Source organism: Streptomyces sp. Qhu_M48, from assembly GCF_051305195.1.
In the GTDB taxonomy this organism is placed as follows: domain Bacteria; phylum Actinomycetota; class Actinomycetes; order Streptomycetales; family Streptomycetaceae; genus Streptomyces.
Genome location: NZ_CP195432.1, coordinates 2,290,738 through 2,315,390, shown reverse-complemented (window position 1 = coordinate 2,315,390; position 24,653 = coordinate 2,290,738). Strand labels below are relative to the sequence as shown.

At 70.1% G+C, this 24,653-nt stretch carries 18 protein-coding genes; 9 read left to right on the top strand and 9 right to left on the bottom strand.

The genetic code is table 11. The features are described 5' to 3' along the window. Positions 1–17: 17 nt before the first annotated feature. Both dop and arc read right to left on the bottom strand, forming a co-directional pair. Positions 18–1,529 (bottom strand): depupylase/deamidase Dop, encoded by a 1,512-nt coding sequence (dop, locus tag ACRRSS_RS10745; RefSeq protein WP_435970986.1) that lies wholly within the window; start codon positions 1,527–1,529, stop codon positions 18–20. 181 nt (positions 1,530–1,710) lie between these two features. Beyond that, positions 1,711–3,477 (bottom strand): proteasome ATPase, encoded by a 1,767-nt coding sequence (arc, locus tag ACRRSS_RS10740; RefSeq protein ID WP_435970985.1) that lies wholly within the window; start codon positions 3,475–3,477, stop codon positions 1,711–1,713. Positions 3,478–3,730: 253 nt separating this feature from the next. On the opposite strand from arc, the gene ACRRSS_RS10735 reads away from it, so the two are divergent. Then, on the top strand, positions 3,731–4,042 hold the full coding sequence (locus tag ACRRSS_RS10735; RefSeq protein ID WP_435970984.1) for a ferredoxin: 312 nt from the start codon (positions 3,731–3,733) through the stop codon (positions 4,040–4,042). Between the two features lie 4 nt (positions 4,043–4,046). Here ACRRSS_RS10735 and ACRRSS_RS10730 read toward each other — a convergent pair whose 3' ends face one another. From ACRRSS_RS10730 to ACRRSS_RS10720, 3 genes are all read right to left on the bottom strand, one after another. Beyond that, on the bottom strand, positions 4,047–4,634 hold the full coding sequence (locus ACRRSS_RS10730; protein WP_435970983.1) for a hypothetical protein: 588 nt from the start codon (positions 4,632–4,634) through the stop codon (positions 4,047–4,049). Between the two features lie 187 nt (positions 4,635–4,821). Then, positions 4,822–5,709, bottom strand: coding sequence for a tRNA (adenine-N1)-methyltransferase (locus ACRRSS_RS10725; RefSeq protein ID WP_015032448.1), 888 nt, complete (start codon positions 5,707–5,709; stop codon positions 4,822–4,824). Positions 5,710–5,789: 80 nt separating this feature from the next. Continuing rightward, complete coding sequence (locus ACRRSS_RS10720) at positions 5,790–6,923, bottom strand: site-2 protease family protein (RefSeq protein WP_435975299.1); 1,134 nt, start codon at positions 6,921–6,923, stop codon at positions 5,790–5,792. 180 nt (positions 6,924–7,103) lie between these two features. Here ACRRSS_RS10720 and ACRRSS_RS10715 point away from each other — a divergent pair, with 180 nt between their 5' ends. Together ACRRSS_RS10715 and ACRRSS_RS10710 are read left to right on the top strand one after the other, a co-directional pair. Next, complete coding sequence (locus tag ACRRSS_RS10715) at positions 7,104–8,006, top strand: RecB family exonuclease (RefSeq protein WP_435970982.1); 903 nt, start codon at positions 7,104–7,106, stop codon at positions 8,004–8,006. A 41-nt stretch (positions 8,007–8,047) separates the two neighbouring features. Then, complete coding sequence (locus tag ACRRSS_RS10710) at positions 8,048–8,725, top strand: response regulator transcription factor (protein WP_351899889.1); 678 nt, start codon at positions 8,048–8,050, stop codon at positions 8,723–8,725. An 89-nt stretch (positions 8,726–8,814) separates the two neighbouring features. Here the strand turns inward: ACRRSS_RS10710 and ACRRSS_RS10705 are convergent, their stop codons facing one another. The 4 genes from ACRRSS_RS10705 to metH form a co-directional block, all read right to left on the bottom strand. Continuing rightward, a complete protein-coding gene (locus tag ACRRSS_RS10705; protein WP_435970981.1) occupies positions 8,815–10,395 on the bottom strand; it encodes an ABC transporter substrate-binding protein in 1,581 nt (526 codons plus the stop codon). Positions 10,396–10,472: 77 nt separating this feature from the next. Continuing rightward, a complete protein-coding gene (locus ACRRSS_RS10700) occupies positions 10,473–12,062 on the bottom strand; it encodes an ABC transporter substrate-binding protein (RefSeq protein ID WP_435970980.1) in 1,590 nt (529 codons plus the stop codon). A gap of 465 nt (positions 12,063–12,527) precedes the next feature. Continuing rightward, positions 12,528–13,226, bottom strand: a complete 699-nt coding sequence (locus tag ACRRSS_RS10695; protein WP_435970979.1) for an HAD family hydrolase — start codon at positions 13,224–13,226, stop codon at positions 12,528–12,530. 129 nt (positions 13,227–13,355) lie between these two features. Next, positions 13,356–16,868, bottom strand: a complete 3,513-nt coding sequence (gene metH, locus ACRRSS_RS10690) for a methionine synthase (protein WP_435970978.1) — start codon at positions 16,866–16,868, stop codon at positions 13,356–13,358. Positions 16,869–17,111: 243 nt separating this feature from the next. Between metH and ACRRSS_RS10685 the strand changes: the two genes are divergently transcribed. The 6 genes from ACRRSS_RS10685 (at position 17,112) to ACRRSS_RS10660 (ending at position 24,623) form a co-directional block, all read left to right on the top strand. Next, a complete protein-coding gene (locus tag ACRRSS_RS10685) occupies positions 17,112–17,876 on the top strand; it encodes an IclR family transcriptional regulator (protein ID WP_435970977.1) in 765 nt (254 codons plus the stop codon). Between the two features lie 265 nt (positions 17,877–18,141). Further along, positions 18,142–18,900: an MIP/aquaporin family protein gene (locus ACRRSS_RS10680; protein WP_435970976.1), complete on the top strand. Its 759-nt coding sequence runs from the start codon at positions 18,142–18,144 to the stop codon at positions 18,898–18,900. A gap of 35 nt (positions 18,901–18,935) precedes the next feature. Next, positions 18,936–20,468 (top strand): glycerol kinase GlpK, encoded by a 1,533-nt coding sequence (gene glpK / locus ACRRSS_RS10675; protein WP_435970975.1) that lies wholly within the window; start codon positions 18,936–18,938, stop codon positions 20,466–20,468. 3 nt (positions 20,469–20,471) lie between these two features. Next, positions 20,472–22,076 (top strand): FAD-dependent oxidoreductase, encoded by a 1,605-nt coding sequence (locus ACRRSS_RS10670; protein WP_435970974.1) that lies wholly within the window; start codon positions 20,472–20,474, stop codon positions 22,074–22,076. A gap of 150 nt (positions 22,077–22,226) precedes the next feature. Continuing rightward, complete coding sequence (locus tag ACRRSS_RS10665) at positions 22,227–23,288, top strand: LLM class flavin-dependent oxidoreductase (protein ID WP_435970973.1); 1,062 nt, start codon at positions 22,227–22,229, stop codon at positions 23,286–23,288. Positions 23,289–23,429: 141 nt separating this feature from the next. Next, positions 23,430–24,623: a PAC2 family protein gene (locus ACRRSS_RS10660; protein ID WP_435970972.1), complete on the top strand. Its 1,194-nt coding sequence runs from the start codon at positions 23,430–23,432 to the stop codon at positions 24,621–24,623. The last annotated feature ends 30 nt before the right edge of the window (positions 24,624–24,653 follow it).

The window sequence follows — 24,653 nt, the reverse complement described above, 5'->3', positions numbered from 1 at the left end:
CCGTGTCGGGCCCCCGATCAGCCGCCGGAGAGCACGCGGACCAGTTCCTCCGCGGTCCGGCAGCGGTCCAGGAGCGATTTCACGTGGGCCTTGGTGCCGCGCAGCGGCTCCAGGGTGGGGACGCGCTGGAGCGAGTCCCGGCCGGGCAGGTCGAAGATCACCGAGTCCCAGGAGGCCGCCGCGACGTCGTCGGCGTACTGCTCCAGGCACCGGCCCCGGAAATAGGCCCTGGTGTCCTCGGGAGGCGCCGTCTCGGCCCGCTCCACCGCCGGCTCGTCCAGGAGCCGCCGCATGCGCCCACGGGCCACCAGGCGGTTGTAGAGGCCCTTCTCGGGGCGTACGTCCGCGTACTGGAGGTCCACCAGGTGCAGTCGGGCGGCGTCCCACTCCAGGCCGTCCCGGCGCCGGTAGCCCTCCATGAGCTCCCGCTTGGCGATCCAGTCCAGCTCGCCGGCGAGGCTCATGGGGTTGTTCTCGAGCCGGTTGAGGGTGTCCTCCCAGCGGAGCAGGACGTCCTTGGTCTGCTCGTCCGCGTCCGCGCCGTACCGCTCCTCCACGTACTTCCTGGCCAGCTCGAAGTACTCCATCTGGAGCTGCACCGCGGTCAGCGTGCGCCCGCTGCGGAGCGTGACCAGGTACTGGAGGGTCGGGTCGTGCGAGACCTGGTGCAGGGTGCGTACGGGCTGGTCGACGGCGAGGTCCACGGTGATGAACCCGTCCTCGATCATCGAGAGGACCAGCGCGGTGGTGCCCAGCTTGAGGTAGGTCGAGATCTCCGAGAGGTTGGCGTCGCCGATGATCACGTGCAGGCGGCGGTACCTCTCGGCGTCCGCGTGGGGCTCGTCCCGGGTGTTGATGATGGGCCGCTTGAGGGTGGTCTCCAGGCCCACCTCCACCTCGAAGTAGTCGGCGCGCTGGCTGATCTGGAAGCCGTGCTCCCGGCCGTCCTGACCGATGCCGACCCGTCCCGCACCGGTCACGACCTGGCGGGAGACGAAGAAGGGGGTCAGGTGGCGCACGATGTCCGAGAAGGGGGTCTCCCGCTTCATCAGGTAGTTCTCGTGCGTGCCGTAGGAGGCGCCCTTGTTGTCGGTGTTGTTCTTGTAGAGGTGGATGGGCTGGGCCCCGGGGAGCTGGGCGGCGCGCACGGCCGCCTCCGCCATGATCCGTTCGCCGGCCTTGTCCCAGAGGACGGCGTCGAGCGGGTTGGTGACCTCGGGCGAGCTGTACTCGGGGTGGGCGTGGTCCACGTAGAGGCGGGCCCCGTTGGTGAGGATCACGTTGGCGAGGCCGATGTCCTCGTCGGTGAGCTGGCTGGAGTCGGCGACCTCGCGGGCGAGGTCGAAGCCGCGGGCGTCCCGCAGCGGGTTCTCCTCCTCGAAGTCCCAGCGGGCGCGGCGCGCCCGGTGCATCGCCGCCGCGTAGGCGTTGACGATCTGGGACGAGGTGAGCATGGCATTGGCGTTCGGGTGTCCCGGGACGGAGATCCCGTACTCCGTCTCGATGCCCATTACTCGCCGTACGGTCATGCGGCCCTCCTTGCCCGGCGTCGCTCACAGTGCGCGACTCGGCGTTACCGAAGAGCCTAGAGCGGCTCCGCGCTGGTGGGGAGATCGGTTGCGTATTTCCCTGCGGTGCCGGGGGAAATGCTGGATGGAATGCGTCGGCTGCGGATGCCCGGTTTCCGGACATCCGCAGCCGGTGGGCGTTCTACAGGTACTGACCGGTATTGGCCACCGTGTCGATGGAGCGTCCGGTGTCCGCGCCCTGCTTTCCGGTGACGAGCGTGCGGATGAACACGATCCGCTCGCCCTTCTTTCCGGAGATTCGGGCCCAGTCGTCGGGGTTGGTGGTGTTGGGCAGGTCCTCGTTCTCCTTGAACTCGTCCACGCAGGCCTGGAGGAGGTGGGAGACCCGGATGCCCTTCTGGTTGTGGTCGAGGAAGGCCTTGATGGCCATCTTCTTGGCCCGGTCGACGATGTTCTGGATCATCGCGCCGGAGTTGAAGTCCTTGAAGTAGAGGACTTCCTTGTCGCCGTTGGCGTACGTGACTTCGAGGAAGCGGTTCTCCTCGGATTCGGCGTACATCTGCTCGACGACGGACTGGATCATTCCGTGGGCGGCGGCGGCCTTGGAGCCGCTGTGCTCGGAGATGTCGTCGGAGTGCAGCGGCAGGGTGGCGGTGAGGTACTTCGCGAAGATGTCCTTCGCCGCCTCCGCGTCCGGACGCTCGATCTTGATCTTGACGTCGAGCCGGCCGGGGCGCAGGATCGCGGGGTCGATCATGTCCTCGCGGTTGGAGGCGCCGATGACGATGACGTTCTCCAGGCCCTCCACACCGTCGATCTCGGCGAGCAGCTGGGGAACGATGGTGTTCTCCACGTCCGAGCTGACACCGGAGCCGCGGGTGCGGAAGAGGGATTCCATCTCGTCGAAGAAGACGATGACGGGGGTGCCCTCGCTCGCCTTCTCCCGGGCACGCTGGAAGACGAGGCGGATGTGCCGCTCGGTCTCACCGACGTACTTGTTGAGGAGCTCGGGGCCCTTGATGTTGAGGAAGTAGGACTTCCCCGCGGGCTGGCCGGTGACCTCGGCGACCTTCTTGGCCAGGGAGTTGGCCACGGCCTTGGCGATCAGCGTCTTGCCGCAGCCGGGCGGGCCGTAGAGCAGGATGCCCTTGGGCGGCCGCAGTTCGTGCTCCTTGAAGAGGTCCGGGTGGAGGTACGGGAGCTCGACCGCGTCGCGGATCAGCTCGATCTGGTTGCCCAGACCGCCGATCTTCTCGTAGTCGACGTCCGGGACCTCTTCCAGAACGAGCTCTTCGACCTCGCTCTTGGGGACCACTTCGTAGACGTAGCCGGACCTGGAGTCGAGCAGCAGGGCGTCGCCGGGGCGGATGGTGACGTCCAGCAGAGGCTCGGCGAGCCTCACCACCCGCTCCTCGTCGGTGTGCCCGACCACCAGGGCGCGCTCGCCGTCCTCGAGGATCTCCTTGAGGGTGACGATGTCCCCGGCGCGCTCGAACTCCATGGCCTCGACCACGTTGAGCGCTTCGTTGAGCATGACTTCCTGGCCGCGCTTGAGCTCGTCGAGCTCGATGCTCGGACTGACGTTCACCCGGAGCTTGCGGCCCCCGGTGAAGATGTCGCACGTGCCGTCCTCGTTGGCCTGCAGGAAGACACCGAAGCCGGCCGGCGGCTGTGCGAGCCGGTCGACCTCCTCCTTGAGGGCCACGATCTGGTCGCGGGCCTCACGGAGCGTGCTCGCCAGTCGTTCGTTCTGCGCGGACACGCCGGCCAGACTGGTCTGCAGCTCGACGATCCGCTCTTCGAGAATCCTCGTGTGTCGCGGAGAGTCGGCGAGCTTGCGGCGCAGGACGGCGATTTCCTGCTCGAGATAGGCAACCTGGCCGGCGGGGTCCTCAGACCCTCGCCCCGGCCGGATGCCGCGGTTGATGTCGTCGTCGTGGGCTGCCACGGTCCTCACCTCCTCCAAGGGGAGCTGGACGCTTCCTGACCCTACCTGCGTGGGTGGTGATTGAAACCCCTAGATCAAAAAGACTCCGAGGTGTGTCCGATCTTCACCCTTGCGCTTGTTCCCTCGCCAGGGGAATACCCACCCTTCACGGCTTGAATGCGGGCGGTTGTATCGTCGTCTTGGGCCAACACCCGTCGGAGGTGGCCCGACTTACCCGCGAGAAGCGGAACGAGACGCAGGAACGGCAGGAGATATGACCGTGCAGCACGAGGCTCCGTCCACGGGCGCCGAAGAGGCGCTGGAGGTCTGGATCGACCAGGACCTGTGCACGGGGGACGGCATCTGCGCGCAGTACGCTCCCGAGGTCTTCGAGCTGGACATCGACGGGCTCGCTTATGTGAAGAGCTCCGAGGACGAGCTCCTTCAGGACACCGGTGCCACGACCCCGGTTCCGCTGACGCTGCTCCAGGACGTGGTGGACTCCGCGAAGGAGTGCCCGGGCGACTGCATCCATGTGCGCCGGGTCACGGACAAGGTCGAGGTGTACGGCCCCGACGCCGACTGACGGGTCAGGCGCCGCGCGCCTCGGCCTGTGCGGTGCGGACGAAGGCGCCGCCCTGCCAGCGCCAGGCGACCTGCTCCTTCTCGTCCGGGCAGCAGCGGGGCACGTCGGGGGACGAGTAGCCGAGCAGGGTGGCGAGGACGGCTCCGTCGCGTACGGCGAGTTCGGTGACGCTCCGGTGCAGCTCGGGTGCGACGAGGGTGGCGACCACGCGCGCGGGTGCTCCCTCCGCCTTGCTCCGGGTGAGGACGTAGACGCCGCTGGGCGGGGTTCCGGAGCCGGCTTCGCAGTGCACGACCGCAACGGTCTCGGGGTTCTCGTCCCCGTCGAGGTCCCCGGTGACCCGCTTGGCGACCGTACGGGGCCCTCCCCCGCAGTCGAGGGGGTAGTCGGCTCCGGCGGCCTCGGGGGCGGGTGCGGGGCGCGGCGCGGCGGCCGGGGTGGCGGTGGCTCCGGCGGGGCCGGGCTGGAGCAGGCCCGCGAGGGCGACGACCGCGGCGGTCGCGGTGGCGGTGGCCAGCCAGTGGGCGGGCCGGGCCCTGGTGTGCGCGAAGTCCGCGAGGTCCGCGAGGTCCGGGGCGGCGGAGGGCTGCACGCGAGACGTCTCCTGTGGGGGTGGTGCGGCGGGGTTTCCGGGCATCGTGCCACACGTCACAGGGGGACGGAACCGCTGGGTCGGCCTCGTGGGCGGGTGCGGGCGTCCGTCGAACATGAGGACGCCGCCGTCGAGTTCCCTCCCGGGGGCGGGAACTCGACGGCGGCGTGCCGTGGATGTCGGGACGTCAGCCCTTGTTGGGGCCTTCGTAGTCCTCGCCGTAGGCGCCCTTGGCGGGGCGGCGGCGGCGCATCGGGGGCTCGACCCCGTCCGCGAGGCGACGGGCGGTGACGAGGAAGCCGGTGTGGCCGATCATGCGGTGATCGGGGCGGACGGCGAGGCCCTCGACGTGCCAGTTGCGGATCATGGATTCCCAGGGCTGCGGCTCGGCGTAGCAGCCGAACTCGCGGATGGACTCCACGGTGCGGGCGAGCTGGGTGGTGGTCGCCACGTAGCAGCAGAGGATGCCGCCGGGGACGAGCGCCTTGGAGACGGCCTCCAGGCACTCCCAAGGGGCGAGCATGTCCAGGATGACACGGTCGACGTCGGTGTCGGAGAGGTTGTCCTGGAGGTCGCCGACGGTCAGCTGCCACGCGGGGTGCGGGCCGCCGAAGTAGCGTTCGACGTTGCCCTTCGCGATCTCGGCGAAGTCCTCGCGGCGCTCGTAGGAGTGCAGCATGCCGCTGTCCCCGATGGCGCGGAGGAGGAAGCTGCTCAGCGAGCCCGAGCCCACCCCGGCCTCCACGACGCGTGCGCCGGGGAAGATGTCGGCGAAGGCCAGGATCTGCCCCGCGTCCTTGGGGTAGACCACGGCGGCGCCGCGGGGCATGGACAGGACGTAGTCGGGGAGCAGGGGGCGCAGCGCGAGGTAGGCGACGTTTCCGGTGGTGCGGACAACGCTGCCCTCGGGGGCGCCGATCAGTTCGTCGTGCGGGAAAGAACCCTTGTGGGTGTGGAAGTTCTTTCCCTCTTCGAGCGTGAACGTGTAGTGACGGCCCTTGGGGTCGGTCAGCTGAACCTGGTCCCCGACCTTGAAGGGCCCGCGTCGGCGGGCGGCACCGGTCGGTTCGGACATGTGAGCACCCTATCAAGGGCTTCCTCGCCTCCGGCCCGCCCGCGTCGGCGGCCGGTCGGCGGGGGCGCGGTGTGCCGGGGTCACGTGCCGGGTCGGGCCATGGCCTTCACGAAGGCGCGCTCGACGTCGGTGGTGGCGAGGACTCCGTAGATCTCGCCGGTGTCCTCGACGACCAGGTACTCGGTGGCCGGGCTGGCGCGGAGGTGGTCGAGGAGGGGCTGGCCGGTGAGTTCGGCGGGGACGCGCATGCCGTCGGCGAGGTCCTGGGTGAGGGTGCTGACGGCGACCCAGGGGCGGCGGTGCTGGGGGACGGCGGCGATGGCGGCCTCGCGGACGATGCCGGTGGGCTCGCCGAGGCCGTCGACGACGACGAGGGCGCGTGCGCCCGCGTCGTTGGCGCGGCGGAGGGCTTCGGAGAGGGGGGTGGTGGCTTCGACGGGGATGGCGCGGCGGGTGAGGCTGCGGGCGCGGAGCTCGGGCAGGTGTTCGCGCAGCCGGGCCATGCGGAGGCTGTTGCCGGCGCCGGTCCAGATGATGGCGGCGAGGATCGCGGCGAGCAGGGCGTCGGTGACGGTGTTGAGGCCGCTGATGTCGTCGGTGGAGTTGCCGAGGAGCCCGGTGCGGGTGAGCAGGGGCAGGCCGATGAGGACGAGGACGGCGAGCGCGCGGCCGACCCAGGCGGCGGCGATGGTGCCGCTCATGGGCTTGCCGGTGATCTTCCAGACGACGGCGCGGAGCATACGGCCGCCGTCGAGGGGGAGCCCGGGCAGCAGGTTGAAGATCGCGACGATGAGGTTGGAGATCATCAGGCCGGCGAGGAGGACGCCGGGGACGGTGCCGGGTTCGACGGCGTACAGCGAGAGATAGAACACGCCGGCGAGGACGAGGGAGAGGAGGGGGCCGACGAAGGCGAGGACGAATTCGCGGCCGGGGGTCTCGGTCTCCTTCTCGATCTCGGAGACGCCGCCGAAGAACTGGAGCTGGATGCGGCGCACCGGGAGCTTGAAGCGGAGCGCGGCGATGGTGTGGGCCAGTTCGTGGACGAGTACGGAGGCGTAGAAGGCGACGGCGAAGAAGAGGGAGACGAGGTAGCGGGCGGCGCCGAGTTCGGGCAGGACGCGTTCGATCTGGTCGCCGAAGACCCAGGTGATGAGGGCGGCGACGAGGAACCAGCTGGGGGCGACGTAGACGGGCACGCCGAAGGGCCGGCCCATGAGGATCCCGCCGCCGGGATCCTCGGTCCGCTGCGGCTTGGGCTCGTCCTGGTTCACGGGTTCCTTTCGTCGCGAGGTGTGACCCACGTCGGTGTGTCACGGTTCGATCATGCAGTGCGACGGGGTCCCGGGTCGATGGTATTCCGCTCGCTGTCGGTGGCGGGTCGTAGGGTCTTCGTCATGAGTACGAGCGAGCAGGTGCCGGCGGAGCCCCGGGCGCCCATGTCGTTGTCGCCGTCGCGGGCGAGCGATTTCATGCAGTGTCCGCTGCTGTACCGGTTCCGGGTGATCGACCGGCTGCCGGAGAAGCCGAGTGCGGCGGCGACGCGGGGCACTCTGGTGCACGCGGTGCTCGAGCGGCTCTTCGACGATCCGGCGGTGGAGCGGACGGCTCCGCGGGCGCGGGGGATGGTTCCCGGCCAGTGGGACCGGCTCCTGGAGTCGAAGCCGGAGCTGGGTGAGCTGTTCGCGGAGGATCCGGACGGGGAGCGGCTCGCGGGCTGGCTGGGTGAGGCGGAGCGGCTGGTCGAGCGGTGGTTCACGCTGGAGGATCCGACGCGTCTCGAGCCGGCGGAGCGTGAGCTGTTCGTGGAGACGGAGCTGGATTCGGGGCTGCGGCTGCGTGGGGTGATCGACCGGATCGATGTGGCGCCCTCGGGTGACGTGCGGATCGTCGACTACAAGACGGGCAAGGCCCCGCGGCCGGAGTACCGGGACGGCGCGCTGTTCCAGATGACGTTCTACGCGCTGGTGGTGTGGCGGCTGCGGCAGGTGATCCCGCGGCGGCTGCAGCTGGTGTACCTGGGCAGTGGTGAGGTGCTGACGTACGACCCGGTGGAGGCGGATCTGCTGCGGGTGGAGCGGAAGCTGCACGCGCTGTGGGAGGCGATCCGGCTGGCGACGGAGACGGGTGACTGGCGGCCGCGTCCGACGAAGCTGTGTGGCTGGTGCGACCACCAGGCGGTCTGTCCGGAGTTCGGGGGGACTCCCCCGGTCTATCCGCTGAAGATCGTTTCCGCGCGCCCGCCGGAGTCGGGCGATTCGGGTCAGGGCAGAATGGACCCGGCCCCGTCGGCACCGTAGTGCCGGCGACCTCGTGAGCCCGGTCCCGTGAAGGAGCCCTTGTGACGATCCGCGTCCTCTTGGTCGACGATCAGCCGCTGTTGCGCACCGGCTTCCGGATGATTCTGGAGGCGGAGCAGGACATCGCGGTGGTGGGTGAGGCCGGTGACGGTCTCCAGGCGCAGGACCAGGTGCGCGCGTTGCAGCCGGACGTGGTCCTCATGGACATCCGGATGCCGCGGATGGACGGGGTGGAGGCGACCCGGCAGATCACGGGCCCGGGTCGGGACGGCCCGGCGAAGGTGCTGGTCCTGACGACGTTCGATCTGGACGAGTACGTGGTGGAGGCGCTGCGGGCGGGGGCGAGCGGTTTCCTCCTGAAGGACGCCCCGGCGAACGAGCTGGTGCAGGCGATCCGGGTGGTGGCGGCCGGTGAGGCGATGCTGGCGCCGTCGATCACGCGTCGGCTGCTCGACAAGTACTCGGCGCATCTGCCGACGGGCGAGGAGCAGATGCCGGACACGCTGAGCACGCTGACGGATCGCGAGGTCGAGGTGCTGAAGCTGGTGGCGCGGGGTCTGTCGAACGCGGAGATCGCGGCGGACCTGTTCGTGAGCGAGACGACGGTGAAGACGCACGTGGGTCATGTGCTGACGAAGCTGGGCCTGCGGGACCGGGTGCAGGCCGCGGTGTACGCGTACGAGAGCGGTCTGGTGCGGCCGGGCGCGGCCGGGCAGTAGCCGTCGGGGGTACGGGAAGGGCCCGGTGCGCGGAGGCGTGCCGGGCCCTTCCCGTCGTGGGGGTGTGTCCGCCCTCGCGGGGGTGTGCGTCAGCCCTTGCGGATCTCCCAGAAGCGGAAGACGGTCGAGGCGTCGAGGGTCCATTCGAGGCCGGTGACGTCGTCGCGGGCGACGGCGTACTGCTTGCCCTGCCAGAGCGGGAGGAGGGGCAGCTGCTCGGCGACGATGTCCTGGATCTTCCCGTACTCGTCGGCGGTGCCGGCGCGGTCCGGGGCGGCGGCGGTCTTCGGGAGGAGGCTGCCGGTGATCGTGGTGTTCTCGTAGTGGTTGCCGAGGACGTTGCCCTCGCCGAAGAAGGGGGCGGTGAAGTTGTCGGCGTCGGGGTAGTCGGGGACCCAGCCCTTGACGTAGACGCCGTACTTGCCGGCCGCGATGTCCTTCTCGTACTGGTCGTAGGCGACGGACTTGACGTCGGCGTCGAAGAGGCCGCTCGCGTTGAGCTGCTCGGCGATCGCCTTGAGTTCCTGGTCGGTGGAGGGGCCGTAGCGGCTGGGGGTGGACCAGAGGGTGAGCTTGACCTTGCCGGTGACGCCGTCCGCGCGCAGGGCCTTCTTCGCCTTGGCCTGGTCGGGGGTGCCGTAGGTGTCGTAGAAGGCGGTGTTGTGTCCGGCGATGCCGGCCGGGACGATCGAGTACAGCGGGGTGGCCGTCGACTTGTAGACGCCTTCGACGAGGGCCTCGCGGTTGACGAGGTGGGCGATGGCCTGGCGTACGCCGAGCTTGCCGGCGACCGGGTCCTTCATGTTGAAGACCAGGTGCTGGACCTCGGCGCTGCTGCCCTGGACGACCTCGATGCCCTTGTCGTCCGTGGTGTCGGAGGATTCGAGGGCGGCGATGTCCTCGGCGGAGAGGCCTCGGTAGGCGACGTCTATCTGTCCGGCGGTGAGGGCCTTGGAGAGTGCGGCGCGGTCGCCGTTGTAGAGCTTGAGGGTGACGGCGTCGTTCTTGGGCCGTGCGGTGCCCCGGTAGCCGGGGTTGGTGGAGAAGGTGGCCTCGGAGTCGCTGAGGGAGTCCAGCTTGTAGGGGCCGGAGCCGGTGGCCTTCCCGTCGGTGCGCAGGGCGTCGGCGGGGTAGTCGCGGTGGTCGACGATGGAGCCGGCGCCGGAGGCGATCTTGCTGGGGAAGGTGGCGTCGGGGACCTTGAGGCGGAAGACGACGGTCTTCTCGTCCGGGGTGTCGATGGTGTCGATGGTGGAGAGCAGCGGCGCCGGGCCCGCGGGGTCGGCGATCCTGATGGCCCGTTCGAAGGAGTACTTGACGTCCTCGGAGGTGAGCTTGTTGCCGTTGGAGAAGGTGAGGCCGTCCCGCAGGGTGCAGGTGTAGACCTTGCTGCCGGCGGAGAAGCCGCACTTGTCGGCGGCCTCGGGCTCGGGCTCGGAGCCGCCCTTGGGGAAGGCGAGCAGGGACTGGAAGACGTTGTTGAACAGCAGCCAGGAGCCGGGGTCGTAGCCGGCCGCCGGGTCGGTGGCGAGGATCTCGTCGGACATGCCGACGCGTACGCCGGCGCCCGAGCTGCCCGAGCCTCCCTGCTCGGTGCCGCAACCGCTGAGCAGGGCGGTGGCCAGGCCCGCGGCGAGCGGGGCGGTCAGCCACTTGTTGTGCGTCTTCACAGAACGTGCCTCGTGATCTCTTGTCAGGCCGGCCGCGCGCGGGTGCGCGGCCGGTGTAACCGATCCAGTCGACGGGGTTATGCGGTACCGCGGCCCAGTTCCCAGAGGAGGAGGTCGGAGGACGTGTTGAGGGCGTACTCGACTCCGTTGAGGTCGTCGCGGGCGGCGACGTACTGCTTGCCCTGCCACAGGGGCAGGACGGGTACGTCCTGGGCGACGATCTTCTGGATCTGGTTGAAGACGGGGCTCGCGGCGGTGCGGTCGGCCTGGCGGCGCGAGCGCGGGATGAGCTGGTCGCGGACGACCTTGTTCACATACGGGGTGTTGAGGAAGTTGTCGCTGTCCAGGAACGGCGCGATGTAGTTGTCCGGGTCCGGGTAGTCCGGGAACCAGCCGAGACCGTAGACGGCGTAGTCGCCGCGCTTCTGGGCGGTGCGGAAGGTGGACCACTCGGCGCCCTGGACGGTGGCGTCGAAGAGACCGCTGGCGACGAGCTGCTTCCTGAGCGCCTCGAACTCCTGGGCGGTCTCGGCGCCGTAGTGGTCGGTGGTGTAGTTGAGCGTCATCTTGACCGGGGTCTCGACGCCGGCGTCCTTGAGGAGCTTGGCGGCGCGGTCGTGGTCGGGCTCGCCGTACTCGTCGAAGAAGGGGGTGGCGTGGCCGGTGATGCTGGAGGGGATCAGCGAGTAGAGCGGCTCGGCGGTGGGGCCGTAGACGAGGTCGACGAGGGCACCCCGGTCGACGACGGCGGCCATGGCCTGACGGACGGCCTTCTCCTGGACGGCGGGGGCCTTGGTGTTGAAGCCGAGGTAGCGGATCTCCAGGCCGGGGACCTCGACGACCTCGATGCCGTCCTTGGGGGTCTCGGTGAGGTTCTTGATCTGCTGCCGGGACAGCGAGCGGGCCATCATGTCGATGTCGTCGCTCTCCAGGGCCTCGCCCATGGTGTCGGCGTCGGCGTAGGGGCGGAGCTCGACCCTGTCGTTGCGCAGCGTGATGTCGCCCTTGTAGGCGGGGTTCCTGGTGAAGACGAAGCGGGTGGCCTTCTCGCCCTCGCGCTCGACCTTCATGGTGTACGGGCCCGAGCCGTCGACGTCGAAGCCCTCGCGGAGTTCTCCGGCGGCGTACTTGTCCTTGCTGAGGATGCCGGCGACCGGGGTGGAGAGCTTGTACGGGAAGGTGGCGTCGGGGGTCTTCAGGTGGAAGACGACCTCGTCGGTGCCCTTGGTCTCGACGGTGTCGATGTTCGAGAGGAGGGCGGCCGTGCCGTTGTCCGACTTGATCTTCATGACGCGCTCGACGGAGTACTTGACGTCCTCGGCCGTGATCGGGGTGCCGTCGGCGAAGGTGAGGCCGGAGCGGAGCTTGCAGCGGTAGCTCTCGCTGGCCTTGTCGGAGAATCCGCAGCTCTGGGCGGCCTCGGGGACGGGCTCGCCGCCGTCGCGGGGCACGTGCATCAGGGTCTGGACGGTCTGCCGCAGGATGTTCCAGGCGCCGGTGTCGTAGGCGAAGGCGGGGTCGAGCGGTGCGGGGGCGTCCGCGGTGGCGATGAACTGGTCCGTGGTGCCGACGACGATCGCTCCACCGTCCTCCGCTCCGCCACAGGCGGCCAGCAGGGGTGCGAGCAGTCCGGCCACGGCCGGGAGCACCAGGGTCTTGCGGTTCATCAGGGACGATCTCCTCATCCGGCACTGGGATACAGCGGTCAGTGGAACTCCGCCGCCGGCCGCCCGGTCGGGGCGGGAGCGATCGGGCCGGGTGTTGCGATCGGTCCTGTGTTCGCGGCGACTTCGGTGGGTGCGCCGTTGCACGCGGTTATGCGGCGAAGTACTCGCGAAAGATTAGTGGGCGGTGTCGCTATTGCCGGACCACCGGCGGCCGCGGGGGTAATCGCACAGTGATCATGAATACGGGGCTCTCGATAACCATGCGTCGGATGATGCGGACGGCGGCGAGCGAATCGGGACACATGGGGGCGCCGAAACGCGCCCTTTTCGGGCATGAACGCAACGGAGGCCACCCACCGTCCGGCACTCTGCGTGACCAAGGTCACGCGGGGGCCTTTTCGGCGAATGGCCTGATCGTTTTCCCCTGGCGAAAGCGCATTCCGCCGGGGGAAGCTCAGAAAAACCTCAGATGCCGGTGATCAATGTGCGGAGGAAGGGCACGTCGACCTCTTCGAGGGAGCGCACGACGACCCGGCCCGGGGAGGGTGCGATCGGCGCCACGGAGGGCACCGCGACGACCCGGCAACCCGCCGCCTCGGCGGCCGCGACACCGGTCGCGGTGTCCTCGACGACGGCACAGAGCGCGGGGTCGGCGCCGACGCCCTGGGCGGCCGTCAGGTACGGCTCGGGGTGCGGCTTGGTCTGTACGACCTCGTCCCCGGCGACCGTGAGCGTGAAGCGGTCGCGGCCGAGCGAGTGGAGGACCCGGTCGATGATGCGGCGGTGCGAGGCGGAGACCAGGGCGGTCGGGATGTTGTGCGCGGCCAGCTCGGTGAGGAGCCGCTCGGCGCCCGGCATCAGCGGTACTCCGCGCGCGATGCGCTGCTCGAACTTCTCGTTGAGCAGGACCGTCAGCTCGGTGAGGGTGATGTCGGCGCCGGTGGACTCGATGAGGTAGCCCGCGCTGCGGGTCATGGGGCCGCCGACGACGACGTCCCGCCAGGCCTCGTCCAGCCGGTGACCGAGGTCGGCGAAGGCCTCGACCTCCGCGTCCCACCAGAAGCCCTCCGTGTCGACGAGGGTCCCGTCCATGTCGAGGAAGACCGCCTGCAGGGCGGAGCTTCCGTTCGTACGGATCAGGGACGCGGGGACCGTACTGGTCATCCGGCACACCTCCATGGAGGGACGAGAAGGCCGGCCCCCCTCCCCGGTACGGGGAGGAAGACCGGCCTGCACTGGACCGACTAGTGTACGTCCCGATCACCGGGAAAGCGCGGATTCATCTCCGGCCGGTCACCGAGCGTTGAAGTACTTCGCCTCGGGGTGATGGATCACGATCGCGTCGGTGGACTGCTCGGGGTGGAGTTGGAACTCCTCCGACAGGTGCACGCCGATCCGCTCGGGACCCAGCAGCTCCGCGATCTTCGCGCGGTCCTCCAGGTCGGGGCAGGCGCCGTAGCCGAGGGAGAAGCGGGCGCCGCGGTACTTGAGCGCGAACATGTCCTCCACGTCGGCCGGGTCCTCGCCGCCGAAGCCCAGCTCGGCGCGGACGCGCGCGTGCCAGTACTCGGCGAGGGCCTCGGCGAGCTGCACGGAGAGGCCGTGCAGCTCCAGGTAGTCCCGGTAGGAGTCGGAGGCGAAGAGCTCGGCCGTGGCCTCGCCGATCCGGGAGCCGACGGTGACGACCTGGAGGCCGACGACATCGGTCTCGCCGGACTCCTCGGGACGGAAGAAGTCCGCGAGGCAGAGACGGCGGCCCCGGCGCTGGCGCGGGAAGGTGAAGCGGGTCCGCTCGTTGCCGGCGTCGTCCAGGATGATCAGGTCGTCGCCCTTGGAGACGCACGGGAAGTAGCCGTGGACGACGGCCGCCTCCAGGAGGTTCTCCGTGTGGAGGCGCTCCAGCCAGCCGCGCAGCCGGGGCCGGCCCTCGGTCTCGACGAGCTCCTCGTACGAGGGTCCGTCACCGGCCCGGTTCTGCTTCAGGCCCCACTGGCCCTTGAAGAGGGCGCCCTCGTCGAGCCAGGACGCGTAGTCCTTCAGCGGGATGCCCTTGACGACCCGGGTGCCCCAGAACGGCGGGGTCGGCACCGGGTTGTCGACGGAGACGTCGGAGCGGCCGCCGGGCTCCGGCTCGGCGACCTGGAGGGCGGTGGCGGGCTGCTTGGCGACCCGGCGCTGCTTGAGCGGGGGCAGTTCGGCGCCGGGGACGCCGCGCTTGACGGCGACGAGGGCGTCCATGAGGCGCAGGCCCTCGAAGGCGTCGCGGGCGTAGCGGACCTCGCCCTGGTAGATCTCGTGGAGGTCCTGTTCGACGTAGGCCCTGGTGAGGGCGGCTCCGCCGAGGATCACGGGGTACTTGGCGGCCAGCTCGCGCTGGTTCAGCTCCTCCAGGTTCTCCTTCATGATCACGGTGGACTTCACGAGGAGGCCGGACATGCCGATGACGTCGGCCTTGTGCTCCTCGGCGGCCTCCAGGATCGCGGAGACGGGCTGCTTGATGCCGATGTTGACGACGTTGTAGCCGTTGTTGGAGAGGATGATGTCGACGAGGTTCTTGCCGATGTCGTGGACGTCGCCGCGGACCGTGGCGAGGACGATCGTGCCCTTGCCGTCGGCGTCCGACTTCTCCATGTGCGGTTCCAGGTGGGCCACGGCCGTCTTCATGACCTCGGCGGACTGGAGCACGAACGGCAGCTGCATCTGGCCGGAGCCGAACAGCTCGCCCACCGTCTTCATGCCGTCGAGCAGGATCTCGTTGACGATCTCCAGGGCGGGCCGGAGGGTCAGGGCCTCGTCGAGGTCGGCCTCCAGACCGTTCTTCTCGCCGTCGATGATCCGGCGCTTGAGACGCTCGTCCAGCGGCAGGGCGAGCAGCTCCTCGGTCTTGCCGGCCTTCATCGACTTGGTGTTGACGCCCTCGAAGAGGGCCATCAGCTTCTGCAGCGGGTCGTAGCCCTCGGCGCGCCGGTCGTAGATGAGGTCGAGGGCGGTGGTGACCTGCTCGTCGTCGAAGCGGGCGATCGGCAGGATCTTCGAGGCGTGGACGATCGCCGAGTCGAGGCCGGCCTTGACGCACTCGTCGAGGAAGACGGAGTTCAGGAGGATGCGGGCGGCCGGGTTCAGGCCGAAGGAGATGTTGGAGAGGCCCAGCGTGGTCTGGACGTCCGGGTGGCGGCGCTTCAGCTCGCGGATCGCCTCGATGGTGGCGATGCCGTCCTTGCGGGACTCCTCCTGACCGGTACAGATGGTGAAGGTCAGGGTGTCGATGAGGATGTCCGACTCGTGGATGCCCCAGTTGCCGGTGAGGTCGTCGATGAGCCGCTCGGCGATGGCCACCTTGTGCTCGACGGAGCGGGCCTGGCCCTCCTCGTCGATGGTGAGGGCGATGAGCGCGGCGCCGTGCTCCTGGGCCAGCCGGGTGACCTTGGCGAAGCGGGACTCGGGTCCGTCGCCGTCCTCGTAGTTGACGGAGTTGATGACGGCCCGGCCGCCGAGCTTCTCCAGACCGGCCCGGATCACCTCCACCTCGGTGGAGTCCAGCACGATCGGCAGCGTCGACGCGGTGGCGAACCGCCCCGCGAGCTCCTCCATGTCCGCGACGCCGTCGCGGCCCACGTAGTCCACGCAGAGGTCGAGCATGTGCGCGCCCTCGCGGATCTGGTCCCGCGCCATCTCGACGCAGTCGTCCCAGCGCGCGTCCAGCATGGCCTCGCGGAACTTCTTCGAGCCGTTGGCGTTGGTGCGCTCGCCGATCGCCATGTAGGCGGTGTCCTGGCGGAACGGCACGGTCTGGTAGAGCGAGGCGGCGCCGGGCTCGGGGCGCGGGTCGCGCTCGCCGGGGGTGAGGTCGCGGACGCGCTCGACGACCTGGCGCAGGTGCTCCGGGGTCGTACCGCAGCAGCCTCCGATGAGGGAGAGGCCGTACTCGCGGACGAAGGTCTCCTGGGCGTCGGCCAGCTCGGCGGGGCTGAGCGGGTAGTGGGCGCCGTCGGAGGTGAGGACGGGCAGGCCGGCGTTGGGCATGCAGGAGAGCGGGATGCGCGAGTGGCGGGCGAGGTAGCGGAGGTGCTCGCTCATCTCGGCGGGGCCGGTGGCGCAGTTCAGGCCGATCATGTCGATGCCGAGCGGCTCCAGGGCCGTGAGCGCGGCGCCGATCTCGGAGCCCAGGAGCATGGTGCCGGTGGTCTCGACGGTGACGGAGACGATGAGCGGCACGTCGGCGCCGAGGGCGTCGAGGGCGCGGCGGGCGCCGATGACGGAGGCCTTGGTCTGGAGCAGGTCCTGGGTGGTCTCGACGAGCAGGGCGTCGGATCCGCCGGCGAGGAGGCCTTCGGCGTTCTGCTGGTAGGCGTCGCGCAGCAGGGTGTAGGGGGCGTGGCCGAGGGTCGGGAGCTTGGTGCCGGGGCCGATGGAGCCGAGGACCCAGCGCTGGCGGCCGGTGGCGGCGGTGAACTCGTCGGCGACCTCGCGGGCGATGCGGGCACCGGACTCGGAGAGCTCGTGGACGCGCCCGGGGATGTCGTATTCGGCCAGGGCGGCGTGGTTGGCGCCGAACGTGTTGGTCTCGACGCAGTCGACGCCGGCGGAGAAGTACTCCTGATGGACCGAACGGACGATGTCGGGCCGGGTGACGTTCAGGATCTCGTTGCATCCTTCGAGGTTCTGGAAGTCCTCGAGGGTGGGGTCCTGTGCCTGGAGCATGGTGCCCATGGCGCCGTCGGCGACGACGACTCGGCTGGCGAGCGCCTCGCGGAGGGCCGCTGCGCGGGTCCGGCTGTCGGCGGAAGGGGTCGGCAACGAGGCCATGGATGAGCTCCCAGGGGTGCGACGGCTGTCGGCTTTGCGCCCTCGGTGGAGGGGGCACGGGGCCAGCGTAACCGCGCTCCGGCCGGGGTGGACACGGCGTCCCACGGGCCGGACGGCATCCTGTGTGCGGGGACTCCCGGTACGGCCCGTCTTGGCTGACACTGTCATGTGTAACGCAAGGTCGGCATCGACCGATAGTGTTCAGCATTGTCGAACAGCGTGAGAGGGATAAGGGGTCGGGCGATGGCGAAGAACATCCAGTCGCTTGAACGGGCGGCGGCCATGCTGCGGCTGCTCGCGGGCGGCGAGCGCCGGCTCGGTCTGTCCGACATCGCGTCCTCGCTGGGGCTCGCCAAGGGCACCGCCCACGGCATCCTGCGCACCCTCCAGGCGGAGGGCTTCGTGGAGCAGGAGGCGGCCTCGGGCCGCTATCAGCTGGGGGCGGAGCTGCTGCGGCTCGGCAACAGCTATCTGGACGTCCACGAGCTGCGCGCGCGGGCCCTCGTCTGGACGGACGACCTGGCGCGGTCCAGCGGCGAGAGCGTGCACCTGGGGGTGCTGCACCAGCGGGGCGTGCTGATCGTGCACCACGTCTTCCGGCCGGACGACAGCCGGCAGGTCCTGGAGGTGGGGGCCATGCAGCCGCTGCACTCCACGGCCCTGGGCAAGGTCCTCTCGGCGTACGACCCGGTGGCGCACAGCGAGGTCCTGGAGGTCGAGCGGGAGGCGTTCACGCCCCGTACGACCACGGAACTCGGGGAGTTCGAGTCGCTGCTCGACATGGTGCGGGCCCGGGGCTGGGCCGCGGACGCGGAGGAGACCTGGGAGGGCGTGGCCTCGGTGGCGGCGCCGATCCACGACCGGCGGCGGATGCCGGTGGGCGCGGTGGCGGTCACGGGGGCCGTGGAGCGGCTGTGCCCGTCCGGGGAGCTGCGACCCGAGCTGGTGGCGGCGGTGCGGGACTGCGCCCGCGCGGTGTCCCGGGATCTGGGGGGCGGGCGCTTCTGAGGCCCTCGGCGCGGCACGCCGCGTACGACAGAACCCGCCGGTAACGATCGCGTTATCGGCGGGTTTTTCATGTCCCGAAGCCTTGACGTGTTGTTAACCCGGGGGCAAAACTTCCGTTCACCGGTCGGCATTGCCGAACACCTAACGGCAATAAGCGCTATGGTGTGGCAGTGCCAAGGGCCGGTAACGCCCTCACACGAGGGCGCGGACCACCGGAGGGACCCGGGGTTCGCCTTCCCCTGGACGAAGGACAAAGGAGTCGCGGGTGTCCAGCTCCGACATCTTCCTCGGCGAGACCATCGGTACCGCCGTTCTCATTCTGCTCGGCGGCGGTGTGTGCGCCGCCGTCACGCTCAAGGGCTCCAAGGCCCGCAACGCGGGCTGGCTCGCGATCACCTTCGGGTGGGGCTTCGCCGTCATGACGGCCGTCTACATGACGGCTTCCCTCTCGGGCGCCCATCTGAACCCCGCCGTCACGGTCGGAATCGCGGTCAAGGACGGCGACTGGGGCAACGTCCCCGTCTACGTCGCGGGCCAGATGCTCGGCGCCATGATCGGCGCGGCGCTGGTCTGGGTGGCCTACTACGGCCAGTTCCAGGCGCACCTCGCCGACCCCGAGGCCTCGGGCCAGAAGCCGATCGAGGGCCCCGGCCCGGTGCTCGGCGTCTTCTCCACCGGCCCCGAGATCCGGAACACCTGGCAGAACCTGGCCACCGAGATCATCGGCACCGTCGTGCTCGTCCTGGCCGTGCTCACCCAGGGCCTCAACGACAGCGGCAAGGGCCTCGGCGTCATAGGCGCCCTGATCACCGCGTTCGTGGTCGTCTCCATCGGCCTCTCGCTCGGCGGCCCGACCGGCTACGCGATCAACCCGGCCCGTGACCTCGGCCCGCGCATCGTGCACGCCCTGCTGCCGCTGAAGCACAAGGGCGGCTCCGACTGGAGCTACGCCTGGATCCCGGTCGCCGGTCCGCTGATCGGTGGAGCCCTCGCCGCGGGTATCTACAACATCGCGTTCGCCTGAGCCGTCCTTCTTCCAGACCTCCCATGGAGCACACCGTGACCGACGCACACACCTCCGGCCCCTTCATCGCCGCGATCGACCAGGGCACCACCTCCTCCCGCTGCATCGTCTTCGACAAGGACGGCCGGATCGTCTCGGTCGACCAGAAGGAGCACGCGCAGATCTTCCCGAAGCCGGGCTGGGTCGAGCACGACGCCGCCGAGATCTGGACCAACGTCCAGGAGGTCGTCGCCGGCGCCCTGACGAAGGGCGGCATCGCCGCCGCGGACGTCAAGGCCATCGGCATCACCAACCAGCGCGAGACCACGCTGCTCTGGGACAAGAACACCGGTGAGCCCGTCCACAACGCCCTCGTCTGGCAGGACACCCGCACCGACGCCCTCTGCAAGGAGCTCGGCCGCAACGTCGGCCAGGACCGCTTCCGCCGCGAGACCGGCCTGCCGCTGGCGAGCTACTTCGCCGGCCCGAAGATCCGCTGGATGCTCGACAACGTCGAGGGCCTGCGCGAGCGCGCCGAGGCCGGCGACATCCTCTTCGGCACCATGGACTCCTGGGTCATCTGGAACCTGACCGGCGGCGCCGACGGCGGCGTGCACGTCACCGACGTCACCAACGCCTCGCGCACCATGCTGATGAACCTGCACACGCTGGCCTGGGACGAGAAGATCGCGGAGTCGATGGGGGTCCCCCTCAACGTCCTCCCCGAGATCCGCTCCTCCGCCGAGGTCTACGGCCACGTCAAGGACGGCGCCCTCGCCGGCGTCCCGGTCGCCTCGGCGCTCGGTGACCAGCAGGCAGCCCTCTTCGGCCAGACCTGTTTCGCCGAGGGCGAGGCCAAGTCCACGTACGGCACCGGCACCTTCATGCTGATGAACACCGGTGACAAGATCATCAACTCCTACAGCGGCCTGCTGACCACGGTCGGCTACCAGATCGGCGACTCCAAGCCGGTCTACGCGCTGGAGGGCTCGATCGCCGTCACCGGCTCCCTGGTGCAGTGGATGCGCGACCAGATGGGTCTGATCAAGTCCGCCGCCGAGATCGAGACCCTCGCGTCCTCGGTGGAGGACAACGGCGGCGCCTACTTCGTGCCGGCCTTCTCCGGACTGTTCGCCCCGTACTGGCGCTCCGACGCCCGCGGTGTGATCGCCGGCCTCACCCGGTACGTCACCAAGGCGCACATCGCCCGCGCCGTCCTGGAGGCGACCGCCTGGCAGACCCGCGAGATCACCGACGCCATGACCAAGGACTCCGGCGTCGAACTGGCCGCGCTCAAGGTCGACGGCGGCATGACCTCCAACAACCTGCTGATGCAGACCCTCTCGGACTTCCTGGACGCGCCCGTCGTGCGTCCGATGGTCGCCGAGACCACCTGCCTCGGCGCCGCCTACGCCGCCGGCCTGGCCGTCGGCTTCTGGCCGGACACCGACGCGCTGCGCGCCAACTGGCGCCGCGCCGCGGAATGGACCCCTCGCATGGACGCCGGCAGGCGTGACAGCGAGTACAAGAGCTGGCTCAAGGCCGTGGAACGCTCCATGGGCTGGCTCGATGACGCATCCGAGGAGTAAGACATGACCACCCTGCAGAGCGTCCCTGCCCTTGGGACGCACCCGGCGTCCGGCTCCCTCCCGAGCCGCGCCGAGACCCGGGACCAGCTTTCCAAGGCGACGTACGACCTCCTGGTGATCGGCGGCGGCATCCTGGGCATCTCCACCGCCTGGCACGCCGCACAGTCGGGCCTGCGGGTGGCCCTGGTGGACGCCGGCGACTTCGCCGGCGCCACCTCCTCCGCCTCCTCGAAGCTCCTCCACGGCGGACTGCGCTACCTGCAGACCGGCGCGGTGAAGCTGGTGGCGGAGAACCACTTCGAGCGGCGTGCGGTCTCCCGTCAGGTGGCACCGCACCTCGCCAACCCCCTCACCTTCTACCTGCCCGTCTACAAGGGCGGGCCGCACGGCGCGGCGAAGCTCGGCGCCGGCGTCTTCGCCTACAGCGCCCTCTCGGCCTTCGGCGACGGCGTCGGACACCTGCTCTCCCCCGCCAAGGCCGCGCAGGACGTTCCGGAGCTGCGCACCGACAACCTCAAGGCCGTGGCCGTCTACGGCGACGACCAGATGAACGACGCCCGCATGGCCCTGATGACGGTCCGCGCGGCCGTCGACGCCGGAGCCACCGTCCTCAACCACGCCGAGGTCACCGGGCTGCGCTTCACCAGGGGCCGGGTCACCGGCGCCGAGCTCAAGGACCGCACCAGCGGCGACGAGTTCGGTGTCACCGCCCGTCTCGTGCTCAACGCGACCGGCCCGTGGGTCGACCACCTGCGCAGGATGGAGGACCCGAACGCGGCCCCCTCCATCCGCCTCTCCAAGGGCGCGCACCTGGTCCTCAAGCGGACCTCGCCGTGGAAGGCCGCCCTGGCCACCCCGATCGACAAGTACCGCATCACCTTCGCCCTCCCCTGGGAGGACATGCTGCTGCTCGGCACCACCGACGAGGAGTACGAGGGCGACCCCGGCCAGGTCGAGGTCACCGAGAAGGACACCGCCCAGATCCTGGACGAGGCCGCGTTCTCCATCCGCGACCAGCAGCTGTCCCGCGACCTGATCACCTACGCCTTCGCCGGTCTGCGGGTGCTCCCGGGCGGTCCCGGCGACACCTCCAAGGCCAAGCGCGAGACGGTCGTCACCGAGGGCCGCGGCGGCATGCTGTCGGTGGCCGGCGGCAAGTGGACGACCTTCCGCCACATCGGCCGTACGGTGATGAGGAAGCTGGAGCAGCTTCCCGGGCACCCGCTCGGCGAGGACTACGAGCCGGTGTCGACGCTGCCGAAGCGGCTGCCGCTGCCCGGTATAGCCAACCCGAACGCGGTCGCCCACCGGCTGCTCGTCGACGGTCCGGCGCCCGGCCCCCGGATGGCCGCCGACACCGCCAAGCACCTGGCGACCCACTACGGCTCGCTCTCCTTCGACATCGCGCGGATGGCGAACGAGAACCCGGACCTGGCCCGCCGTATCCACCCGGACGCGCCGGAGATCTGGGCGCAGGTCGCCTACGCCCGCGACCACGAGTGGGCCGAGACGGCGGACGACGTGCTGCGCCGCCGCACGACGCTGACCATCCGCGGTCTCGCGACGGACGAGATCCGCGCCGACGTCGAGAAGATGCTGGACAAGTAGCCGGGACACGTCCGCCGGACACCTGGGCGGGCAGGTTCACGGGAGGCGACTCCCGTACGCACAGGGGCGGTTCCTCTCCGGAGGGCCGCCCCTGCGGCGCGCCACACGTCGTCCACACCGCCGCAACACTCGGCGCGCAGAGTGGAACGCATGAAGTTTCAGGTGCTCTCGATCGTCCACCACTCCCCGCACCCGCTGACCGGCGACATCCTCTCCGCGGCCGACCGGTTGGAGCAGGTCGTCACGCTCGGCGAGACCGCCGAACGGCTCGGCTTCGACGCGTACGCGGTCGGCGAGCGGCACGCGGGCCCGTTCCTCTCCTCCGCCCCCACCGTGCTGCTCGCCGCGCTCGCCGCCCGCACCACCCGGATCAAGCTGCTCACCGGCGTCACCGTGGTCGCGATCCTCGACCCCGTGCGGGTCGCCGAGGACTACGCCACGCTCGACCAGCTCTCCCGGGGACGGCTCGAACTCGTCGTCGGCAAGGGCGCGGAGGCGGGCCACTTCGACCTCTTCGGTCTGGACGAGGAGCGGCAGTGGGACCTCCAGAAGGAGAAGTACGAGCTGCTGCGCCGCCTCTGGACGGAGGAGGGCGTCGACTGGGAGGGCGAGTTCCGGCCCGCGCTGAAGAACGTCACCACGGTTCCCCGCCCGTACGCGGGTCCGCCCCGGATCTGGCACGGTTCGGCCACCAGTCTCAACTCCCCCGAACTCGCGGCGAAGCACGGTGACCCGCTCTTCACCGCCAACGCCATCCAGCCCCGCGAGGCGTACGCGAAGCTCATCGCCCACTACCGCGAGAAGTTCGAGGAGTACGGGCACGACCCCGCCCACGCGCGCGTGGCTGCCGGTTCCGGCGGCCTGCTCATCGCCGACACCGCAGAACAGGCGGTCACCCGCTACAGGGACCTGTACGAGGCGAAGGTCCGGCAGAGCTTCCGGCCGCACCTGGAGGGGAAGGCCGGATACAACACCCCGTTCCGCACGATCGAGGACGCCGTCGCGGACGGTCCCCAGCTGATCGGTTCGCCGCAGCAGATCATCGACAAGATCCTCGGCTACCACGAGCACTACGGACACGACCTCCAGTCCGTCACCGTGGACACCTTCGCCCAGTCGACGGGCGAACAGATCGAGACGCTCCAGCGTTTCGCCGAGGAGATCGCCCCGGTGGTACGGAGGGAGGCGCCGAGCACGCTCTGGGAGGAGTGACACCGCCGTGTGCGGAGGCGAGTTCCTGGGTAGTCGATCAAGGCCGCACGGGTTTTCGGGGATGTCCGGGGGCTGCGGACGGACCTCCGGAAAGCCGTAAGGTTGGTCCGTACGACAGGAACTTCGAAAAGGAGGCGCTGGGTGATCGAGCTCGAGGGGGTACCCGAGCTGATCGACCCGGTCATGGTGGCCGCGTTCGAGGGCTGGAACGACGCCGGCGACGCCGCCTCCACCGCGGTCGCCCACCTTGACCGGGAATGGAAGGGCGAGGTGTTCGCGGCGCTCGACGCCGAGGACTACTACGACTTCCAGGTCAATCGGCCCACGGTCTTCCTGGAGAACGGCGTCCGGAAGATCACCTGGCCGACGACCCGGCTCTCCGTGGTCCGGGTCGGCGGCGACAAGCCCCGTGACCTGGTGCTCGTGCGCGGGATCGAGCCCTCGATGCGCTGGCGCTCCTTCTGCAACGAGATCCTGGCCTTCGCCCACGAGCTGGGCGTGGAGATGGTCGTGATCCTGGGCGCGCTGCTCGGGGACACCCCGCACACCCGGCCCGTCCCGGTCAGCGGGGTGACCTCCGACCCGGACCTGGCGCGCACCATGGACCTGGAGGAGACCCGGTACGAGGGGCCGACGGGCATCGTGGGCATCCTCCAGGAGGCGTGCACCCACGCGGGCGTGCCGGCGGTGAGCCTGTGGGCGGCGGTGCCGCACTACGTGTCGCAGCCGCCGAACCCGAAGGCGACGCTGGCGCTCCTCAACCGCCTGGAGGACCTGATCGGGCTGCGCATCCCGCTGGGCGAGCTGCCCGAGGACGCGCGGGCCTGGCAGGTGGGCGTGGACCAGCTGGCCGCCGAGGACAGCGAGGTCGCCGAGTACGTGCAGACCCTTGAGGAGGCCCGGGACACGGCGGAGCTCCCGGAGGCCTCGGGCGAGGCGATCGCCCGCGAGTTCGAGCGGTACCTGCAGCGGCGTGAGCCGGGCTCGGGGCCGGGCGGCCCCGGGGTGGCGACGGAGGGCGGCGACTCGGCGTTCCTCCGGGAGACGGGGAGCGGCCGTACGCGCCCGCCGAAGCCGGAACAGCCGGGGCCGGAATCGGTCCCGGGCGCCGAGTCGGTTCCGGGCGCGGAGTCGGCCGCGGGACCGGAGCCGGCCGGGGAGTCCGAGGAACCGGATGCCGCGGAGGGCTCGGCCGAGCGGCCCGCCGACACCGGCGCGACGCCGGACACGGACGCGCACACGGACACGGAGCCGGACGCGGCCACGGAGACGCGCGCGGAGCCGGACACGGACGCGGAGCCGGAGACCGGCACGGACGGCGGGCCCGAGAAGTAGCGGCTCGTCGCGACGACGACGGAACGGGAG

Coding starts and splice junctions, on each gene's coding strand:
- dop (WP_435970986.1), bottom strand. CDS start 1,529: ATGACCGTACGGCGAGTAATGGGCATCGAGACGGAGTACGGGATCTCC.
- ACRRSS_RS10735 (WP_435970984.1), top strand. CDS start 3,731: ATGACCGTGCAGCACGAGGCTCCGTCCACGGGCGCCGAAGAGGCGCTG.
- ACRRSS_RS10725 (WP_015032448.1), bottom strand. CDS start 5,709: ATGTCCGAACCGACCGGTGCCGCCCGCCGACGCGGGCCCTTCAAGGTC.
- ACRRSS_RS10720 (WP_435975299.1), bottom strand. CDS start 6,923: ATGGGCCGGCCCTTCGGCGTGCCCGTCTACGTCGCCCCCAGCTGGTTC.
- ACRRSS_RS10715 (WP_435970982.1), top strand. CDS start 7,104: ATGAGTACGAGCGAGCAGGTGCCGGCGGAGCCCCGGGCGCCCATGTCG.
- ACRRSS_RS10700 (WP_435970980.1), bottom strand. CDS start 12,062: ATGAACCGCAAGACCCTGGTGCTCCCGGCCGTGGCCGGACTGCTCGCA.
- ACRRSS_RS10695 (WP_435970979.1), bottom strand. CDS start 13,226: ATGACCAGTACGGTCCCCGCGTCCCTGATCCGTACGAACGGAAGCTCC.
- metH (WP_435970978.1), bottom strand. CDS start 16,868: ATGGCCTCGTTGCCGACCCCTTCCGCCGACAGCCGGACCCGCGCAGCG.
- ACRRSS_RS10685 (WP_435970977.1), top strand. CDS start 17,112: ATGGCGAAGAACATCCAGTCGCTTGAACGGGCGGCGGCCATGCTGCGG.
- ACRRSS_RS10670 (WP_435970974.1), top strand. CDS start 20,472: ATGACCACCCTGCAGAGCGTCCCTGCCCTTGGGACGCACCCGGCGTCC.
- ACRRSS_RS10665 (WP_435970973.1), top strand. CDS start 22,227: ATGAAGTTTCAGGTGCTCTCGATCGTCCACCACTCCCCGCACCCGCTG.